The organism is Candidatus Thiodiazotropha sp. AKAK2, assembly GCF_058244685.1.
On record NZ_JBSYOP010000022.1, the window covers coordinates 156,168 to 174,892 of the forward strand.

Annotated in this window: 10 protein-coding genes; 2 read left to right on the plus strand and 8 right to left on the minus strand. The window is 57.7% G+C overall.

The genetic code is table 11. The features are described 5' to 3' along the window. Positions 1-32 precede the first annotated feature (32 nt). Positions 33-2,993, plus strand: coding sequence for a bifunctional diguanylate cyclase/phosphodiesterase (locus AC4IE8_RS09550; RefSeq protein ID WP_490790888.1), 2,961 nt, complete (start codon positions 33-35; stop codon positions 2,991-2,993). A 95-nt stretch (positions 2,994-3,088) separates the two neighbouring features. On the opposite strand, the gene AC4IE8_RS09555 is transcribed toward AC4IE8_RS09550, so the two are convergent. The 8 genes from AC4IE8_RS09555 to xrtH all read right to left on the minus strand — a co-directional run bounded on the left by AC4IE8_RS09555 (position 3,089) and on the right by xrtH (position 12,438). Next, positions 3,089-3,421, minus strand: a complete 333-nt coding sequence (locus tag AC4IE8_RS09555; RefSeq protein WP_490790889.1) for a copper-binding protein — start codon at positions 3,419-3,421, stop codon at positions 3,089-3,091. Between the two features lie 8 nt (positions 3,422-3,429). After that, on the minus strand, positions 3,430-6,630 hold the full coding sequence (locus tag AC4IE8_RS09560) for an efflux RND transporter permease subunit (RefSeq protein WP_490790890.1): 3,201 nt from the start codon (positions 6,628-6,630) through the stop codon (positions 3,430-3,432). Between the two features lie 30 nt (positions 6,631-6,660). After that, positions 6,661-8,274, minus strand: coding sequence for an efflux RND transporter periplasmic adaptor subunit (locus tag AC4IE8_RS09565; protein WP_490790891.1), 1,614 nt, complete (start codon positions 8,272-8,274; stop codon positions 6,661-6,663). After that, a complete protein-coding gene (locus AC4IE8_RS09570) occupies positions 8,271-9,530 on the minus strand; it encodes a TolC family protein (protein ID WP_490790892.1) in 1,260 nt (419 codons plus the stop codon). The genes AC4IE8_RS09565 and AC4IE8_RS09570 overlap by 4 nt, the downstream gene beginning before the upstream one ends. 78 nt (positions 9,531-9,608) lie before the next feature. Next, positions 9,609-9,959: a hypothetical protein gene (locus tag AC4IE8_RS09575; protein ID WP_490790893.1), complete on the minus strand. Its 351-nt coding sequence runs from the start codon at positions 9,957-9,959 to the stop codon at positions 9,609-9,611. Between the two features lie 176 nt (positions 9,960-10,135). Beyond that, a complete protein-coding gene (locus tag AC4IE8_RS09580; RefSeq protein ID WP_490790894.1) occupies positions 10,136-11,218 on the minus strand; it encodes a TolB family protein in 1,083 nt (360 codons plus the stop codon). Positions 11,219-11,315: 97 nt separating this feature from the next. Then, a complete protein-coding gene (locus AC4IE8_RS09585; RefSeq protein WP_083226198.1) occupies positions 11,316-11,939 on the minus strand; it encodes an exosortase H-associated membrane protein in 624 nt (207 codons plus the stop codon). Beyond that, positions 11,926-12,438: an exosortase H gene (gene xrtH, locus AC4IE8_RS09590; RefSeq protein WP_068994650.1), complete on the minus strand. Its 513-nt coding sequence runs from the start codon at positions 12,436-12,438 to the stop codon at positions 11,926-11,928. The genes AC4IE8_RS09585 and xrtH overlap by 14 nt, the downstream gene beginning before the upstream one ends. 356 nt (positions 12,439-12,794) lie before the next feature. On the opposite strand from xrtH, the gene AC4IE8_RS09595 reads away from it, so the two are divergent. Continuing rightward, positions 12,795-18,701 carry a beta strand repeat-containing protein gene (locus tag AC4IE8_RS09595; protein ID WP_490790895.1) on the plus strand — a complete coding sequence of 1,969 codons (5,907 nt, stop codon included), beginning with the start codon at positions 12,795-12,797 and terminating at the stop codon, positions 18,699-18,701. The last annotated feature ends 24 nt before the right edge of the window (positions 18,702-18,725 follow it).

The following is an 18,725-nucleotide window of genomic DNA, read 5'->3' on the forward strand; positions in this document are numbered from 1 at the left end:
ACCAGCCTGGCCTTACCCAGCAGGCAATCACTATGGACAGCCGGACAAACGACAATTTCAGTACTGCTTTGGCTGACGCCATTCTGCACACGACAGAAGATGGTATCCTGATCACTGACAACTCGGGTCTAGTCCTTAGGCACAACACCCGCTTTAGCGAATTGTGGCGCTTATCTGGAGAGCTCACTGACGAGACCACCCTGGACGACATTCAGGATCAACTGCTAGACCAGCTAACCAATCAGCAGAGATTTCTCGACAATTTATCGCTCTACCAAAATCAACCGAAACTCAAAGCCTTTGACAGCCTTTATCTGAAGGATGGTCGAGTCTATGAACAGTTCAGCCAACCCATGTGCAGCGATGGGGAGGTCGTAGCCCGGATCTGGAGCTTCCGGGATTTAACCCTCACTGAGCGGGTGCAAAAAGAGCTCTATAGAGAGACCAGTTTCCGGATAGCCATTCTGAACACCCTGCCCGATCTGATCTGGCTGAAGGATACCCAGGGTGTCTACCTCGCCTGTAATGACAGATTCGAGGATTTTTTCGGCGCCAAGGAGATCGAGATTGTTGGCAAAAGCGATTATAACTTTGTCGAGAAGGCGTTGGCCGATTTTTTTCGTCAGCACGACAGATTAGCCATGGAAAAGGGTGGCCCTTCCACCAATGAGGAGTGGATAACCTTCGCCAATGACGGCCACAAAGAGCTGCTTGAAACAACCAAGACCCCCCTCTACGACCACCGCAAGAAACTCATCGGCATCCTCGGCATCGGTCACAACATCACCGAGCGAAGGGCTGCTGAAGAGCGCCTCAGAGAATCCGAGGAGCGTCTGTCACTCGCCATGCGTGGCGCCAATGATGGGCTTTGGGACTGGAACCTGCTCAACAACGAGATCTACTATTCGCCACGCTGGAAAGAGATGCTCGGTTATCAAGACGATGAACTGCCAAACCACCTGGATACCTGGAAGCGTCTGGTACATTCGGCGGATAAGGATCGCGTTCTGAATGAGATCGCCAGCTTTATCGCCGGTGACACAGAAGCTCTGGAGATTGAGATGCGCATGCACCACAAGACAGGGCGTGACGTGCATGTGCTGTCCCGTGCCATTCGTCTCTACCAGGAAGCGGATGGCAAGCCGGTGCGACTGGTCGGCACCCATGTTGACATCACCGAGCGCAAGCGTGCCGAAAGCCATGACGAGAAAAACGCTGAAATCCTCGAGATGATCGCCATCGGCAAGCCAGCTGTAGAAATCTACGATGCCATCGCCCTGATGTACGAATCGCGGCATCCGGGGATGCGCTGCTCACTGCTGGAACTGCACAAGGGCAGACTTCTGCATGGTGGCGCACCGAGCCTGCCAAAGGCCTACTGTGAGGCGGTACACGGTCTGGAATTCGGCCCGGACATCGGCTCCTGCGGTACCTCGACCTACACCGGCCATCGGGTCATTGTCAAGGACATTGCAACCGATCCGAAGTGGGTAACCATTCGGGATGCGGCGCTGCCCCATGGGATGCGCTGCTGCTGGTCCGAACCGATCAAAAGCTCTGCCGGAAAGGTGCTGGGCGCTTTCGGTATGTACTATGACCACATTGCGACCCCCGATAAGGAGGAGTCCAACGATCTGAAAGCCGCCGCTCGGCTGGCAAGTATCGTCATGGAGCGGGATCAGAATCAGAAGAGGATTCATCAACTGGCCTACACCGATGAGCTGACAGGCCTGGCCAGCCGGCCTCACTTTTTTCAATCCCTGGATGAGATGATCAAAACCTCGAAACGGCATCAGCGTCGTTTCAGTCTGCTCTATATCGACCTGGACAACTTCAAGAATGTGAATGATAGCCTGGGACATGACGTGGGTGACGAGCTACTCAAGGTGATTGCACAAAGGCTCAAGTCATTCGGCCGGGATGTGGATTTCGTAGCCCGCCTGAGTGGCGATGAATTCTGTATCCTGCTGGATGACGTGTTCGATGATTACACATCCGCCAACCTGGCGAAACGCTGCCTGGAACGGATCGCCCAACCGCTGCAGCTCTCTTCCCGCTGGCATACCCCAGCCTGCAGTATCGGCATCGCCCATTATCCCGATGACGGCACAGATGCCTCGATGTTGCTGAAGGCGGCAGACACTTCCCTGTATGCGGCCAAGGAACACGGCAAAAACCGCTTTGCATTCTATAACCAGGAGCTGACACGCAAGGCCGAGTACCGGTTTCAGTTTGAACAGTATCTGCGCGAAGCCATCGATAACGAGCAGCTGACCCTGGTCTATCAGCCACAAATCCATCTGACCACCGGACAGATCATTGGTGTGGAGGCCCTCTCCCGCTGGCATCACCCGGAGATGGGGCAGATTCCACCCACCGAGTTCATCCAGGTTGCCGAGCAGATCGGCATGATCAAGCCGCTGACCAAAACCATTCTCTGCAATGCCTGCAGACAGGCTGTCAGCTGGCAAAAGCAGGGGCTGCCCCTGATGCGCATGTCGGTCAACATCTCCCCCTCCCACTTTCTCGACGAACACCTGGTGACCCTGATCGATCAGGTACTGGTTGAGACCAACATGGATCCGACCCTGCTTGAGCTAGAGGTTACGGAAACCGCGGTTCAGACCGACCAGAAGAATACCGCCATCTTCGGCCACCTGAAGGAGTCGGGCATTCAGATCGCCATCGATGACTTTGGCACAGGCTACTCCTCCATCGCTTCACTCAAACATCTGAAGGTGGACAGCCTGAAAATCGACAAATATTTCATCAACGATATGCTGCTGGATAAGAAGACCCAGTACCTGGTCAATACGATGATCGAGATGGGCCACAATCTCGGCCACACCATCGTCGCCGAAGGTATCGAAACCAGAGCACAGCTGGAGTTACTCAAGCAGCTGAGCTGCGACACGGCACAAGGCTATCTGTTCAGCAGACCCGTGACGGCTGAACAGATACCCAAACTGGTCCTCAACGGCATCCCCACATAATGACTGATCCCAGGGCCGATTGGATCAGTCTTAACAAACCCTGGTGGGCGATGCGGGAACAAACCTCAACTTGGCTGAGCGACTAACCGTCAGATCTACTGATGAGGCTCCATCGAGATAATCCTGAAATGGTTGTCCCGCCCCTTTTTCAGGGTGAAATGGACCTGGTCACCGGCCTTGAACCGGGTCAGGTCAACTCGTTTGGTCACCGGCAGATCCATGGTCATTTCCGGCCAATTCAGTGACGGGATAGGCTCGTGAGTGAGATTGACCGTTTTTTTATCCACATTCACATGATGAAGAATCCCCATACCCATCGCCTGATTGTTATTGCCAGCCATCATCGAATGGTCATGCATGGCATGGTTTGCTGCATAGACCACCACATGAAACAACAGCCCGGCAATCAATAGAGTTATACTTTTCATCGACATTTTCATACCTCTTGTGGTTGTTGGGATAGATCACTATCCCCGGTGGAATTTTCAGCCAGGAGGGGCAACCTCCTGGACTCCCAGATCAGATAGATGACCGGAATCACGATCAGGGTCATGATGGTGGTACTCAGCATCCCTCCCACCATCGGCAAGGCAATGCGTCGCATCACATCCGAACCAGGACCCTCGGTAAAGAAGATGGGTAACAGACCGGCGATGATCACCGACACGGTCATCAGTTTCGGACGCACCCGCCTCACAGCGCCCGCCATGATGGCGGCAAACAGGGTTTTGTGATCGACCGGGGGAAGATGGCGTACCTGCTGATCGATATAGATCAACATCACCACCGCGGTCTCCACCGCAATGCCACCCAGTGCGATAAAACCCACGGCAACGGCGACGGAGAGATTGTATCCGGCCAGATAGACCGCCCAGAGACCACCCACCAGGCCGAATGGCAGTGCTGTCATTACCATCACGGTGCGGTCCGTACGGCCGAAATGGATCATCAGCAGCACCAGGATGATCGCCACCGCAGCGGGTATCGCAAGCTGCAGTCGTTCGCGCGCTTCGAGCATCTGCTCATACTGTCCGGACCAGGTGACGGCATAACCTGGTGGCAGGTTGACCTGTTCAGACACCTGCCTCCTGGCGTCATCCACATAACTGCCGATATCCCGCTCGTCAATATCGACAAACACCCAGCCGGTCAACCGGGCATCCTCGGATTTGATCATCGGCGGTCCCGGGGCATATTCGATGGTTGCCACCTCCCCCAGCGGAATGTGCATACCACCCGGTGTCGGCACCAGTATATCGGGGAGCTGGTGCACCGACTCCCGGAAGGGTCGGTCGTAACGCAGCATGATGTTGTAACGCTCCCGGCCCTGCACACTCTCCGCGACTTTCATCCCCCCGAGTGCGGTCTGGATGATCGACTGGAACAGGCCGAGATCAATGTTGCGTCGCGCCAGTTCGTCCCGGTTGGGTATGATCTCCAGATACTTGCCTCCGGTGACCCGGTCGGCAAAGGCGCTGCGGGTTCCCGGTACCTGCTTCACCACCCCTTCCACATCCAGCGCAATACGACCGATCTCATTAAGATCCTGACCGGAGATTTTGATCCCCACCGGGGTGCGGATACCGGTCGAGATCATATCCATACGGATCTTGATCGGGTAACCCCAGCTGTTGACCAGACCCGGCAGCTTAACCCGCTCGTCGAGCTGCCGGGTCAGGCTCTGCACGCTCATACCCGGCCGCCACTCCGATTTTGGCTTCAGACGTATCCAGCTCTCAATCATGGAGATCGGCGCCGGATCGGTCGCTGTGTCGGCCCGACCCACTTTGCCAAATACCTGATCGACCTCCGGTAAGGTAAGGATCAGCCGGTTGGTCTGCGCCAGAATCTCCTTTGCCTTGGTGATCGAGACCCCTGGTAGGGTGGTGGGCATATAGAGCAGCTCACCTTCATAAAGCGCCGGCATGAACTCCGTACCCAGTTTGCTGTAGGGATACCAGAGGCTCGCGATACCAACGATGGCGACCGCCAGGGTAAAACCACGTCGCTTCATGGAGAAGTTCAGGATCGGCTTGTAGAGCGCGACAAAGAAGCGGTTGAGCGGATTACTCTCCTCACGGAAGATACGACCACGGATCAGCCACAGCATCAGGATCGGCACCAGGGTGACCGAGAGCAGTGAGGCGAAGGCCATGGCATAGGTCTTGGTGTAGGCCAGCGGTGAGAAAAGCCGGTAACTCTCACCGGTGAGGGCGAACACCGGCAGGAAGGATACGGTGATGATCAGCAGACTGAAAAACAGCCCGGGTCCCACCTCCTTGGCCGACTGCAATATGGCGGCATTATAGGCTTTGCGTCCAACCGAGTCGGGCATATCGCTCAAGCGCCGGTGAGCATTCTCCACCATCACGATGGAGGCATCCACCATCGCGCCGATGGCGATCGCGATACCACCGAGGGACATGATGTTGGCGGTGATCCCCTGTGCCGACATCACCATGAACGCCCCCAGTACACCCAGTGGCAAGGTGATGATCGCCACAAACGCCGAACGTACATGCAGCAGAAAGATGAAACAGACCAATGCGACCACCAGCCCTTCTTCCAGCAGTTTATGGTTCAGATAGTCCACCGCACCCCGGATCAACGGCGCACGATCATAAACGGTCTGAATCTCCACCCCATCCGGTAACCCCTGACGCAGTGCCAGCAGCTTCCGCTCCAGCGCCTCGATCACATTCAAGGCATTCTCACCGGAACGCATCACCACGATACCGCCGACCACCTCCCCCTCACCATTCAGCTCCACAAGGCCCCGGCGCAACTCCGGCCCCTCGATCACCCGCGCCAGATCGGTGAGCAGCACCGGGGTGCCGTTTCTTGCCTGCACCACCACCCGCTGCAGATCCTCTAACGAGGTGATGTACCCCCTGGAACGTATCATCAGCTCAGTCTCAGCCCGCTCAATCACCCGGCCGCCAACCTCCATGCTGGCCGCCCGAACCGCCTCTCTTACCCTTACCAGGGGAATATCAAAGGCACGCAATCGGTTGGGATCGATCAACACCTGATACTCACGCACGAAACCACCCACCGAGGCCACCTCGGAGACCCCAGGCACCGTGGCCAGCTCGAAACGCAGAAACCAGTCCTGCAGGGCGCGCAGTTCCGCCAGGTCATGCTGGCCAGTGCGATCCAGCAATGCATATTGATAAACCCAGCCCACCCCGGTGGCGTCCGGGCCCAGTCTTGGGGTGGCGTTCTGCGGCAGATCCTTCTGCACCGTGGCCAGTGCTTCGGCCACCCGGCTCCGGGCCCAGTAGTCATCGACCCCATCCTGAAAAATCACATAGACGAAACTGGTGCCGAACATGGAGAACCCCCTCACCGCCTCAGTTTTCGGCAGACCCAGAAGGGTGGCCGAGAGGGGGTAGGTGACCAGATCCTCAACGATCTGCGGCGCCTGACCTGCAAAGTCGGTGCGAATGATCACCTGGGTATCCGACAGATCGGGTATCGCATCGAGCGGGGTGCGTTGTAGTGCAAGCAGTCCGGCCACCGCCAGGCCGGCGGTAAAGATCAGCACGATCAACTGATTCTGTACCGACCAGGCGATCACCCGGGCAACAAACGAACGGGCCGGATCATCCCCGACAATGGGTTGCTGTTCAGACATCGGTATCTCCTCTGTTCATCTTCAACAACCTCACTCGACCAACACGGCGGTTGCAGCACCGTAGGGGTTGACCGGTTCACCCGCCAGCTGCAACCAGAGCTGTTGCGCCTGTTGATCCTGATAGAGCTGCACTCCCTGCTGTTGATAGTGACCCCGGCGACCGTTGAGTACCCAGGGTTGCAGCTCACTCACCAGCTGATGCAGCGCCTGTTGCAGGGCACTCTCGGTGCGTGCCTGTTGGGCCAGTTCAATCGCCTCAGCGGCGCCCTGCATGATTGGCCCCAGACGGGTGGTGCCGAAACCCGGCCATAACAGATCTCGGATCTCACGCGCCGGCTGCAGCTGATCCGGGCTGATGTCGTAGCCATCCACCAGCGCCTCATGGATGTAGAGCGCCGCATCGATCATGTGATCCAACATCGCCAGCTGCTGCTGACTCAGGGGTAACTCATCCAGCCCGAGCTTGATACGCTGCAGCTTTTGAAACGACTCCCTGAGGGCGCTCTCCGAATCGATCAGAAACTGCCCCGAGACGACGATCAGGTCCTCACTGTCGACACCCTCGAGGATCTCAGTAAATCCCCCGCTACTGCGCCCGGTTCGAACCGAGCGGGGCTGAAACCGTCCTTCACCCAGGGCCACAACCAGATAGGGCCCTGTCTCACCGATCAGCAGGGCGCTGTCGGCGACAGCCAAGCGCCGCGCCAGGTCGATCTCGAACAGCACATCCGCATAGGCACCGGGACGCAGCCTTCCGGACTGATTCGCCAGGGCCAACCGAACCCGGCCGGTGCGGCTGTCTGGATCGACGGTCGGATGAATGTAATCGATACGACTGTCGATCGCCTGGCCCGGCAGATTGGGCAGAATTACCTGCACCGGAGTATCCATGCGGACCTCCGACAGATCCTTTTCCGCCACCGCCGCATTGATCCACACGGAGCTGTAGTCCTGAATCACCGCCAGGGTCTCCCCCGGCTGCACATAGGCCCCCTCCCTGACCTGCAGCTCGCTCAAAGTACCGCCGCTTACCGCATAAAACGGTACCCGATCGACCAACTTGCCCTGCTTGCGCAGAGTTTTAATAAATCCTTTGGATACTCCCAAAGCTTCAAGCCGGACGGCGGCGGAACGGATACGTTGTTGATTGCCACCCTGCAGGGCGCTGACATAGTCCCGCTGGGCGGCTACCAGATCAGGACTGAACAACTGGTATAGCAGATCACCCCGCTTGATCGGATCGCCGACTGCCGTCACCGACAGCCGCTCCACCCAACCGGCCACCCGGCTGGAGACTTCACTGCGTAATCGCTCATTCTCAGCCACCACCCCATAGGCCCGTACCCGGCTGCCAAATGAGGTCATCTCTGCCCGGCCGTAACGCACCCCCATGTTCTGGATCGTCTCCGGAGCTATGCTGACCACCGCCCGCTCCCCCGACCCGGTGTCCGCCGACTGCATGGCGCCGCCACTTTCCAGTGCGACCAGATCCATACCGCATATCGGGCAGCTGCCCATGTCCGTGGAAATGTAGTGGGGGTGCATCGGACAGGTGTATTGAGTGACCTCTTCTGCCCGTAATTGACTGTTGAAAAGAATCAACAGCAGTAATGAGAAAATTGCTTTTATTCGGATGGAACTCATGGGTTCTCCTCCACTAACATCGCGTTGATGCGCGCTGCGGCGATGGTTCGCTGCTTCTTCGCCTGAGCCAGATCGAGCCCAACTTCAGCCAGCTGCAGGGCTGGACGGATTACCCCGTCCAGATCCAGATCCCCCGCCTCATAGCGACGCCGGTTAGTGGCCTCCAATGCCTTGAGCCGCTGTTGACGCATCGCCATCGCCGTCAGTAACTGGTCGGCGGTTCGATAGCTGGCGAGAGCAGTTTGATAGTCACTGGTGAGCTCCCGCAGCTGCTGCTCCTGCTGGGCCATCAGTTTGGTGACCCTGGCCTCGGCGGCTTTCAGTTTCGGGGTCTGGTTGGACGCGGACCAGAGCGGCAGGCTGGCGGTGAATTTCAGGGTGAACCAGTCATCCCCATCGAAATTCTCGCCTGCTTCCCGCTGTTGCCAGGCGGCGCTGATCGTGTAATCCGAATCGAAAGCGGCGTTCCGTTCCGCCACCTCGGCTCTGGCCACGGCCAGTCTGCCCAGCTCAATTCGGATCTTCAGGAGTGATTGGGGATTACCTGTCCAGCTCCTCGGTTGAATCTCCGGCAGAACCCCGTCGGGTGGGACCAGGTCGAGCAACGACCTCAGTTCAGCCTGCCAGCGCTCAGCCTCGCCCGCCAGGGTGATCTTCTTCTCATCGATCACCGCCCGCTTCACATCCAGTTCATCAAAACGGCCGTAGACCGACGCGCCTGAGGCCATCTCCCCCCTCAGCCAGCGCTCCCGCTCCGCCAACAATTCCATCTGCTGCTCGAGTGCTTCATTGGATGCGTGGATTCTGCGCCGCTCCGCCAGTGCGGTGACCAGTCTCAACTGCAACTCGGCCAACGCCAGCTGACGCTGCAGATCGGCCAGATCCGCCCGCGCAAGGTGGCTATCCCTGAGAGTCTCCCGACCGGTTAAACCGGGTATCATCTGCATGAACTCCAAGCTGCGGCTGCTCGGCAGATAGCGGTCGAAGTTTGTCGGCTCATTCACCGGAAGGTTGTTCAAGCCCAGGGTGAATTTGGGATCGGGCAGTCCCATAGAGCCGTCCGCATTGGCCTGCCAATGGGCACGTTCCGCCAACGAAACCCTAAGGGCTGGATGGTGCTGCAGACGAAGCAGCAGACTCTGAAAAGCGGCTGAACTGACCGGCTCAGTCGCAGCGGTCTGCCCTGCCGCTAAAAACCACAACGGCAAATATCGTCCAACAACAAAGCGGACGCTTCCAAACAGTCGGCGAAGCATGAAAATACTCCCATAGCCATATCAACGGCCCAAACCGTGGCCGAAACAGACAGAAACCTTAATCAGGCCCGAACAGGCCTAAGCGAACGGGGAGTTTTTGGGAGGTTGTAATTCAACGGGCTGTTCAGGCCGCGGTGGGGCCGGCACACGACCCTCGCTGATATAGAGGATGTGAGCGACGCTAAAAGTGACCGGTTGCATCTGCAACTGCACGGTGAAACCACAGAAGAGACAGTGCATCGACTCACAGTCAGCCAGCTCGACAGCAACCTCCATATCGTGGCAGTGGTGCTCCATCGACCCACTCATCGAACTCATCTGGATGTCAGTCGACATGGCACAGGCCTTCGACCAGGCCATTACCAGTGGCGCCTGCATCAGGAGCAGGACCAGTATCACGATGCTGACTGTGCTATGTCTTTGAGCCATAAGGAGACTAGGGAAGTGCAATCAGGTTGTTGTAAACATCATCAAAAAACGATCTTCCACTAATAGAGTGCAAACTCTACCGTATGTTCAATGATTTGTAGCAGACTGACCTGATTTGATCAACTTAATGCCGTTTTCCCATTGCCCCCCTAACCGGGGTCAGCGGGATAATAGATTCAATTTTCAGGCAGCCAGTACAGATAATCGAACAGCATTCCTCTGGAGCTGATATCAGCTTCAACATCGTGGTAGTCATATCGCCACAACGGTCTGACTTCCGGTGACCGCTCCTGATCCTCATCACTCAGATGAAATGGCCTACCGGACTCGTTGATCGGGATCAGATAGAGGTGGGTCATTTTAGCCGCTCTGTAGATCAGATTGTTTCCCACTTCAGCAAACAGCCATTTACCATCGGGTGACCATTCCGGATTGAAGGCAACAGGTCCTTCCGCCCCCAGCGCGGCACTTGCCAGTAAGTTCAGGTTACTGCCATCCAGGTCCATGATGTAGATCTGCAGCTGTTGCGGGCTCCAGGTGAACTCTTCATGCTCTAAAGCAAATACCAAACGGGTCTCATCAGGGCTGATTGCCCAGGCACTGATGGTCATCTCCGGGTCAGCCAGTTGCGCATAGTCATTCAAGTCAATGGAGTATTCCAACTCGGCGGATAGCGGGCTTGTGATATGGAAGCTTGTTTCGGCACTGTAGACAAGCCTGTAGTCAGACAGCCAGTGCATAGGATGAAGGTGTATCCGACCCGCCCCTACAACAGTATGGCCTAACGGGACTCCATCGGTGGTCAAGATCTCCAGCTGTCGGCTGAAAAAGTCATCATCCAGGATTCTGATGAGAGAGAGATAGCGCCCATCCTGGGAGAGGCTGACGCCTTCCAGCTGGAATGGCAACTGCAGATCAAACAGGCTCTGGCCCTGGAATGTCTGCCCACTGACAAGCGAGGTCTCACCACGGGCTACGACGAGAAATCTATCGCCGTGATAGGGCAGAGACACCACATCAAAGTCGGTTGCCTGGGGATACTTATCAATGAAATAGTCATGACCAGTGTTCGGCACACCTGTGTATTGCCCAGTCGCTGCATCCATTAACGAGACGGCACTACCATCCATCACAAGAAACTTTCCCACAAGACCGGGATTCAATTGTTGGTTGTCAGATCCCGATCCATCCCCGCAACCACAGGCGGTGAGAATGAGTAACAAACGAAAGAGTCGTGAAGCCCATCTGATACCTGGCATGGCAAATTCCTTTTTTCAGTTGAACAGTTCCATGTTGAGCTAGGCGGTGTATCGGATTTAACCCTGCTGGTGAGAAAAGGTTGAATAAACCGCCCATTCAGTCTGTGGCCCAGACCATCTCGGTCAGATAGGCCCGGTATTGAACCACCCAGATTACCAGCGGCAGTACGGAGGGCAAAATCAGATAGCCCAGCTGATAACCAAGCGCGACGCCATCCATCGCCAGGGGGGTAAATGCCATCTGGGCCGAGACCGCCGGCCCCAGGGTGAAGAGCAAGGTCTTCAGGCCATCGAAACAGACACCCCAGACCTGAAACAGAAACAGCAGCGGCAAACCCCACAGCCACTTGTTCCATTTTAAATCCTCATCCTTCGCATCTCCGGGCGAGGCAATCGAAAGCGCGGTATAAAGGGGCAGACCGTAGCTGTAGAGGAGTGGATTAACGGTAAAGACCAGATCACCGCTGACCCCGGGTTGCTGACCTCTCAACAGCTCAGCCGGCATCGCCAGCAGAGTGACGAAGTCGAGACGGTCCCCCTGCTGGTCCACCCCCTGGAAGATCTGTGGAAACAGTGCGGTCAGAATCCAATCACTGAGCAGACCGACAGGCCAGACCAGACTCGGCGCCAGGTAGTACCAAACCGCCAGGCAGACCGGCAGCCAGAACACCACCTTCAGCACGAAGGCGGCGACCGGGTTGATCGAGCTAAGCCGAAGCATGCTCAGGCCGACTATGCGGTTTCATTCTTGGCAGGTAACGCAACCAGATCAGAAACACCACCAGCACATCGAGAATGATCAGTGACTGCCAGATGTAGAGATGGGCCCACTCGAAAGCAGTCTGATTCCACTGCCCCAGGTAGAAAAGGCTGATAATCCTGAGCAGGTTCATGGCCTGGATTGCCAGGATACCGATGGTGATACCGATCAGTTTCATCCGCCAGCTTGCCGGGAAGGCGAGCATGGCTGCAATCAGTACGATACTCGCCTCGATACCATTGCATCCCGCCTCTATGGAGACCGCAAAACCACTCGCTTTGTCCAGCAGAACAATCCCGTAGGCGTGCACCCCGTGATCGAACAGCTGAACCAGCCAGGCGCTGACCTTGGCAATAAAGGCGGTGAACGGAATCACCACCCACTGCTGGCCGAAAGGCATCAGCTCCAGAGTGAATAGGCCGATTAGTATGGCGGTAAAAAGCAGTGCAAATCGTAGCATCTTACAAATACCTTCAACGAAGGAAGGCAATTACGTCTCTCAAATGGCGGGCCGGTTTTACAGGAAACATGCTGTGCGTTCAGATCTTGTCATTTACCGGGCCGCTTAACAAACGAATTAAAGGACTGAATGACAATCTGCTCAGTTTCGATCAACCAAAACATCAACGCAAGCGCGCAGATACTGGAAATCAAAAATAAAATTTACAATTTTAAGCTTTTGTAAACCATCAATACGATGTTTAATATCGATCGAATAGAACGCTGCTTGTTCGGTTAATCGAGGGACTGTGACACTCTCAAGCATCAATATTAAACAACGGCCTGAAGCAGGGATGTTCAAATTGAGTATCCTGAATGAACTTCGACATCCCGAGTTTCGCCAAAGCCCCCGTATCCAGTCTCAGAACCTCCCGTAACAGACACCGCCTCCATACTGTCAAAGTCTACCTGACACTCGGTCTGTTGCTGCTACCGGGCCTGGCATTCGCTACCACCACCATCAACCACCTGTTCAGTCCGGCGACCATCAATCCGGGTGACACGCCGACTTACCGTATCGAGATTGCCAACGACGCTCTGGTCAGCCTGACCGAGGCAGAAGTCACTTCGCTGTTGCTGCCCCAGATCACCATCGCCAATCCGGCCAACATCACCAACACCTGTGGTTTTACCGGAGTCACAGCCGCACCCGGAACCTCAAGCATCGTGCTGACCAACGGCACCATCCCGGCGCGGGTGGGGCTGACCGATGGCCAGTGCTTTTTCGAGCTCTCTGTCACCTCCACCACACCAGGCACCTACATCAATAATATTCCTGCGCTGGTGCCACCGGCCAGACCCGATGCGGTGACCGCCGGTTACTCGGCCCTGGAAAATGGGGTACGAGTCTCGAATGCGACTCCTGCGAATGCCACCCTGGTCGTCAGCACCCTGCTCAACCCCACTGGCAACAAGACCTTCAGCCCGTCGCCGGCCATCGCCGGGGATGCCACCACCCTGAGTATTGTGTTGAGCAATCCCAATGCCGGTGCAACCCTGCCGCTGACCACCTTCACCGACTCCCTGCCTGCCGGCATGGTGGTGGCTACACCAGCCAACAGCTCGATCGCCTGCAGCGGCACCGGCGCATCCAATGGCGCGGTTACCGCAACCCCCGGCACAGACACGGTAACCCTGACCGGCGGTATCATCGGTGAATCGGGTAACTGCACCATCGGCGTGGATGTGGTGGTGCCCACCATTGCCGGCACCAGCCAGCTGTTCGACAATGCCCTGCCTCTGGGCGCTATCGGCAACACCCGAGGCCTGACCAGCCCCGCATTCAACCGCAACCTAACCGTCAACACACCGATTTCGGTCTCCAAGACCTTCAATCCGGATACCATTCCAGCCGGGCAACCCGCACTGCTGACCCTTGTCATCAACAACAACAGCACCGACAACACACTGCCGATCACCAGTTTTCTCGACGACCTCACGGCCACCACTCTGTCGATCGTCGACACCTCAACCGTGGCACCGGCCGATCCAGCGGTGGTCTGTGATGGGGCTGGCTCCGCCAATGGCAGCTTGACCGATGCGGGCAGTAACCCGCTGGATCAGGGCGACACCGGCATTCTGCTGAGCGGCGCCGTGGCGGGTGCCCGCTCCGGAGCCAACGGCAAATGTACAATCACCGCCTATGTGACTTCCACCACCGATGGCGCCCACACCAACACCGTAGCCGCGAATGCGGTGGTGAATCCTGTCGGTCACGCCAGCCCCACCGCCAGTGACGTGCTCAACGTGAATGCGCAGCTGACCATCGACAAAACGGTCAGTGTCAATCAGGTAGCACCGGGGCAGTGGACTCAATTCAGTGTCACCATCAACAACTGGTCCGGTGCGGATGTGACCAATGTCAGCTTTCGCGACAGCCTGCCTAACTCAGGTGGCAACCAGATGGTGCTGGACGACTCCGCCGGCATTCCCGTATCCAACAGCTGCGCCGGTGGCGTCTATACCGGTGTGGATGGGGACGCCGAACTGCTGTGGACCGGCGGTACCGTGCCGGCGGGTGTTGGCGCTACAGCGGGAACCTGTACCTTGGTGTTCCGCGCCCGTCTGCCGGGTACCGCCTCCACCGGACTGGTATTCAGCAACCAGATTCCCAGTTGGGACGGTGTTAACGGTGTCGGCGGCACGGGCAATGGTCCCGGTGGCAACGTGGTCAACCCCTCACCAAGCCCGGCGGTCAATGTCACCACGGTGGATTCTGTGGCCGTCACCAAGTCCTTCCTGCAAGATCCCATTGCCCAGGGTCAGACCTCGACCCTGAGATTGCTTATCCGCAATCGCACACTGAATGCGTTGACCGCTGTCAACCTCACCGATACCCTGCCAGCGGGGCTCACACTGGCGGCGAATCCGGCAGCCACCAATAACTGCGGCGGCACGCTGCAGGCCTTTCCCGGGGATACCTCGGTCGTCCTCAGCGGGGGCACGGTCAATCCTCGACCCAATGGTTCTGTCCAGACCACCTGTACGATCACGGTTCAGGTCACCGGTAATACACCGGGCAGCTACCTGAACACCATCAATCCGATCAATTTCAGCAGCAGTGGCGGGACCATTCCATCTGCGGTTTCCGACACCCTGACCATCAGTGCGGGGATCACCGGCAGCAAGAGCTTCAACCCCACCAGTGTGACCTCTGGCGGAACCGCACGGGTCACCATCAATGTGGCCAATCTCTCTTCCGGTGAATTGTCCAATGTCACCATCGATGACAGCACCTTCTCCGCCGGCCTGAGCGTCGCCAATCCGGCCAATGCCAGCACCTCTTGTGGTGGCGCCACCACCCTGGTGGTCAATCCCGGTGCAACCAGTGCCCAGTTGCAGGGGGTTACTCTGCCGGCCGGCGCCAATTGTGATTTCGCCTTCGATGTTACCACCAGCGGAGCCGGCCCCTGGAGCAACACCATCCCTGCAGGTAATATCAGCAGCGCTGAAGGGGCCTCCAACAGTACACCGGTCACCGCCACCCTCAACGCCGCCTCCGCCGACATCGGCATCAACAAGGCCTTCAATCCGATTATCGTCACCGGTGGCCAGCCCTCTCTATTGACCATCGACGTGATCAACAGCTCTGGCGCCACCATCCATGATGCGGCCTTCACCGATATCTTTCCGGAAGGGATTGTGGTCTATCCGGTACCGGACGCCAGCACCAACTGCCTTGGCGGAACGGTCACCGCGGTACCCGGTGGGGGCAGTGTCGGCCTGGTGGGAGCAACCCTGCTTCCCAATGACATCTGCCAGGTGTTCGTCACCACCACCTCGCTGCGCTTTCTCAATCTGACCAACTTCATTCCCGCCGGGGTGATCTCCAGTGAAGAGGGCTACACCAACGCCCTGGGAACCCAGGCCTCTCTCTCCACCCTGCAGGGTCTGGGACTGACCAAAGGCTTTGCGCCTGCCTATATCCCACCGGGCGGCACGGCGCGCTTGATCCTGGAACTGATCAGTACCTTCGATCCGAACGCGGTATCGCCGGTCACCCTGACCAGTGTCAGCTTCACCGACCCATTGCCTGCGGGCCTGGAGTTCGCGGCCGTACCCAATGCCGCCACCACCTGCGCCGATGCCACACTGACGGTCAACACCACCACCCAGGCGTTGACCATCTCCGGTGGCACCCTGCTACCAGGCACCGCCTGCCTGATCGAAGTGGATGTCACCGCACCTCTGGTGGGTGTTTACGACAATCTGATTCTGCAGAATGCGATCACCACCGATCAGGGCGTGACCAATGGCGAGGATGTCTCTGCGGAGCTGAATGTGATTCTTGAGCCGACGGTGGCAAAAGCCTTTGCCCCGGGTACAGTGACAATCGGTGAACGCTCTACCCTGACGGTAACGATTACCAACAACTCGGCTATCGATCTCACCGGTACATCACTCACCGATACACTGCCCACCGGGGTTACCGTCTATTCAGCCCCAAGTACAGCAACCACCTGCGCCAATGCCAGCGTACAGGCCACCGCCGGCGACAACGAAATCACCATCACCGGCGCTACCATACCCGCCAGTGGCAGCTGTACCTTCAGTGCCGATGTGGTTGCGAACACCACCGGCACACTGACCAATACCGTCGGCGCCAATGCCATCACCACCAATCAGGGAGTGAGCAATCCGGCACCGGCCAATGCGGACCTGGAAGTACTCTCGGCACCGACCGTCAGCAAGGCTTTCGTACCTGCGTCGATCAACACCAACGGCACATCGACCCTGACCATCTCTCTGGGTAACGCCAACACCGATCCGATCACTCTCACCAGCGAGTTGGTGGATGCGCTGCCAGGGGATGTGTTGGTGGAGAATCCGAACGGTCTGGCCACCACCTGTCCCGGTGTGGTGACTGCCACCCCGGGAGATATCCAGATCAGTTATGCCAATGGCGCCACGATTCCGGCCGGGGGCTGTACCATTTCGGTGGACGTCACCTCGGCGCTGGATGGCAGCTACGTCAACACCATCGCTGCCGGGCAAATGACAACCTCCGCCGGCAACAACCCTCAGCCTGCGGTCGCCACCCTCGGGGTCGGCGCGCTGTTCGACGCCGCACCGGGAATCAGTAAAGCCTTTGCACCGACCACCATCGACGTCAACGGCATCTCCACCCTGACCCTGACTCTGGAGAACCCGAACGCGACCGATCTGACGCTGAATTCGGATTTCACCGACAATCTGCCGGCCGGCGTTGTGATCGCCAACCCCAACAACCTGGCCGGTAGTTGCGTGCTGGGCAGTGTCACCGCCACACCTGGTAGCAGTCAGATCATCTACGCCAATGGAGCCCTCATCCCACCGGTCAGCTGTACCATCGTTGTGGATGTCACTTCAGCCAGCGCAGGCAGCTATAACAACACCATCGCAGCGGGCGATCTCTCCACCACCACCGGCGGCAGCAATCCCCAACCGGCCACCGCCAGTCTGATCGTCACCGCGCCGACCCCACCCACCCTGAGTAAATCGATCACTCCGATCACCATCAATCCAGGTGAGGCCTCCAGACTGACCATCACCCTTGGGAACGACAACACCATGGTGGCAACCCTGGGAGCTGACCTGGTCGACAATCTGCCGGCAAACACCGAGCTTGCCACCCCGGTCAATCTGGTCACCGACTGTCCGGGAACGGTTCAGACCACGGCCAACAGCGTTACCTACACCAGTGGCTCGACAATACCTTCCGGTGGTTGTTCGATTGCTTTGGATATTTCCTCGAGCGCCTCCGGCGGCCCCTGGACCAATACCTTCGCCGCAGGTGACCTGCAGACCGATCTGGGTAACAACGGGGCCCCCAGCAGCGCCGATCTGTTCGTCAATCCACCCCAGCCGCCGAGTGTCAGCAAGCAGTTCTCACCAGCCACCATCTCTTCCGGCGGCCTGTCGACCCTGTCGATCGCCTTCGGCAATGGCAATGCAACAGCGGCCACCCTCACCGCTGACCTGGTGGACACCCTGCCAGCCGGAGTGGAGATCGCCGCCACCCCCAATATCCAGGCATCCACCGGCTGTGACCTGGGCAGTGTGGTGGCCGCACCGGGCGGCAATACCCTGACCTATCTCAGTGGCGCAACCATTCCCGCCAACGGCGGCTGTTCGATCAGTGTAGAGGTCACCTCCGTGGCGCTGGCCACCCACACCAACACCATTCCGATCAACGGCCTGCAGACCGATATCGGTAATAACATCGTTGCCACCTCCAGCAATCTGACGGTGACTCCGATATTGCCGGGGCTGAGCAAGACCATCTCACCGATCAGCATCAGGCCTGACGATATCGCCACCCTGTCCATCACGCTGACGAACAGCAATGCGGTAGCGGCGGTATTGACCGGCGACCTGACCGATAGCTTTCCGGCGGACCTGCTGGTCGCGCCGATACCCAACATACAGGTCAGTGCGGGCTGTACCCTGGGTAATGTGGTAGCGGTTGCCGGTGGCAACAGCTTGGTCTATCAGAACGGAGCGAGTATCCAACCCGGCGGCTGCACCATCTCTGTGGATGTCACCTCGAGTGTGGTCAACTTCTATACCAACACCATCCCGGCTGGTGGACTGAACACCGATCTCGGCAGCAATCCAACACCCGGCACGGCGGATCTGAATGTCAGCTATGAACCGGTCAGTATTCCGGTGATGCCCCAACTGGGGCCTGCTGTTGATGGCGGCACTATTGGGGATGATTGCAGCGTCGAGGCTTGCTGTTAACCGGCCTAAGTGAATGCAAGCGTA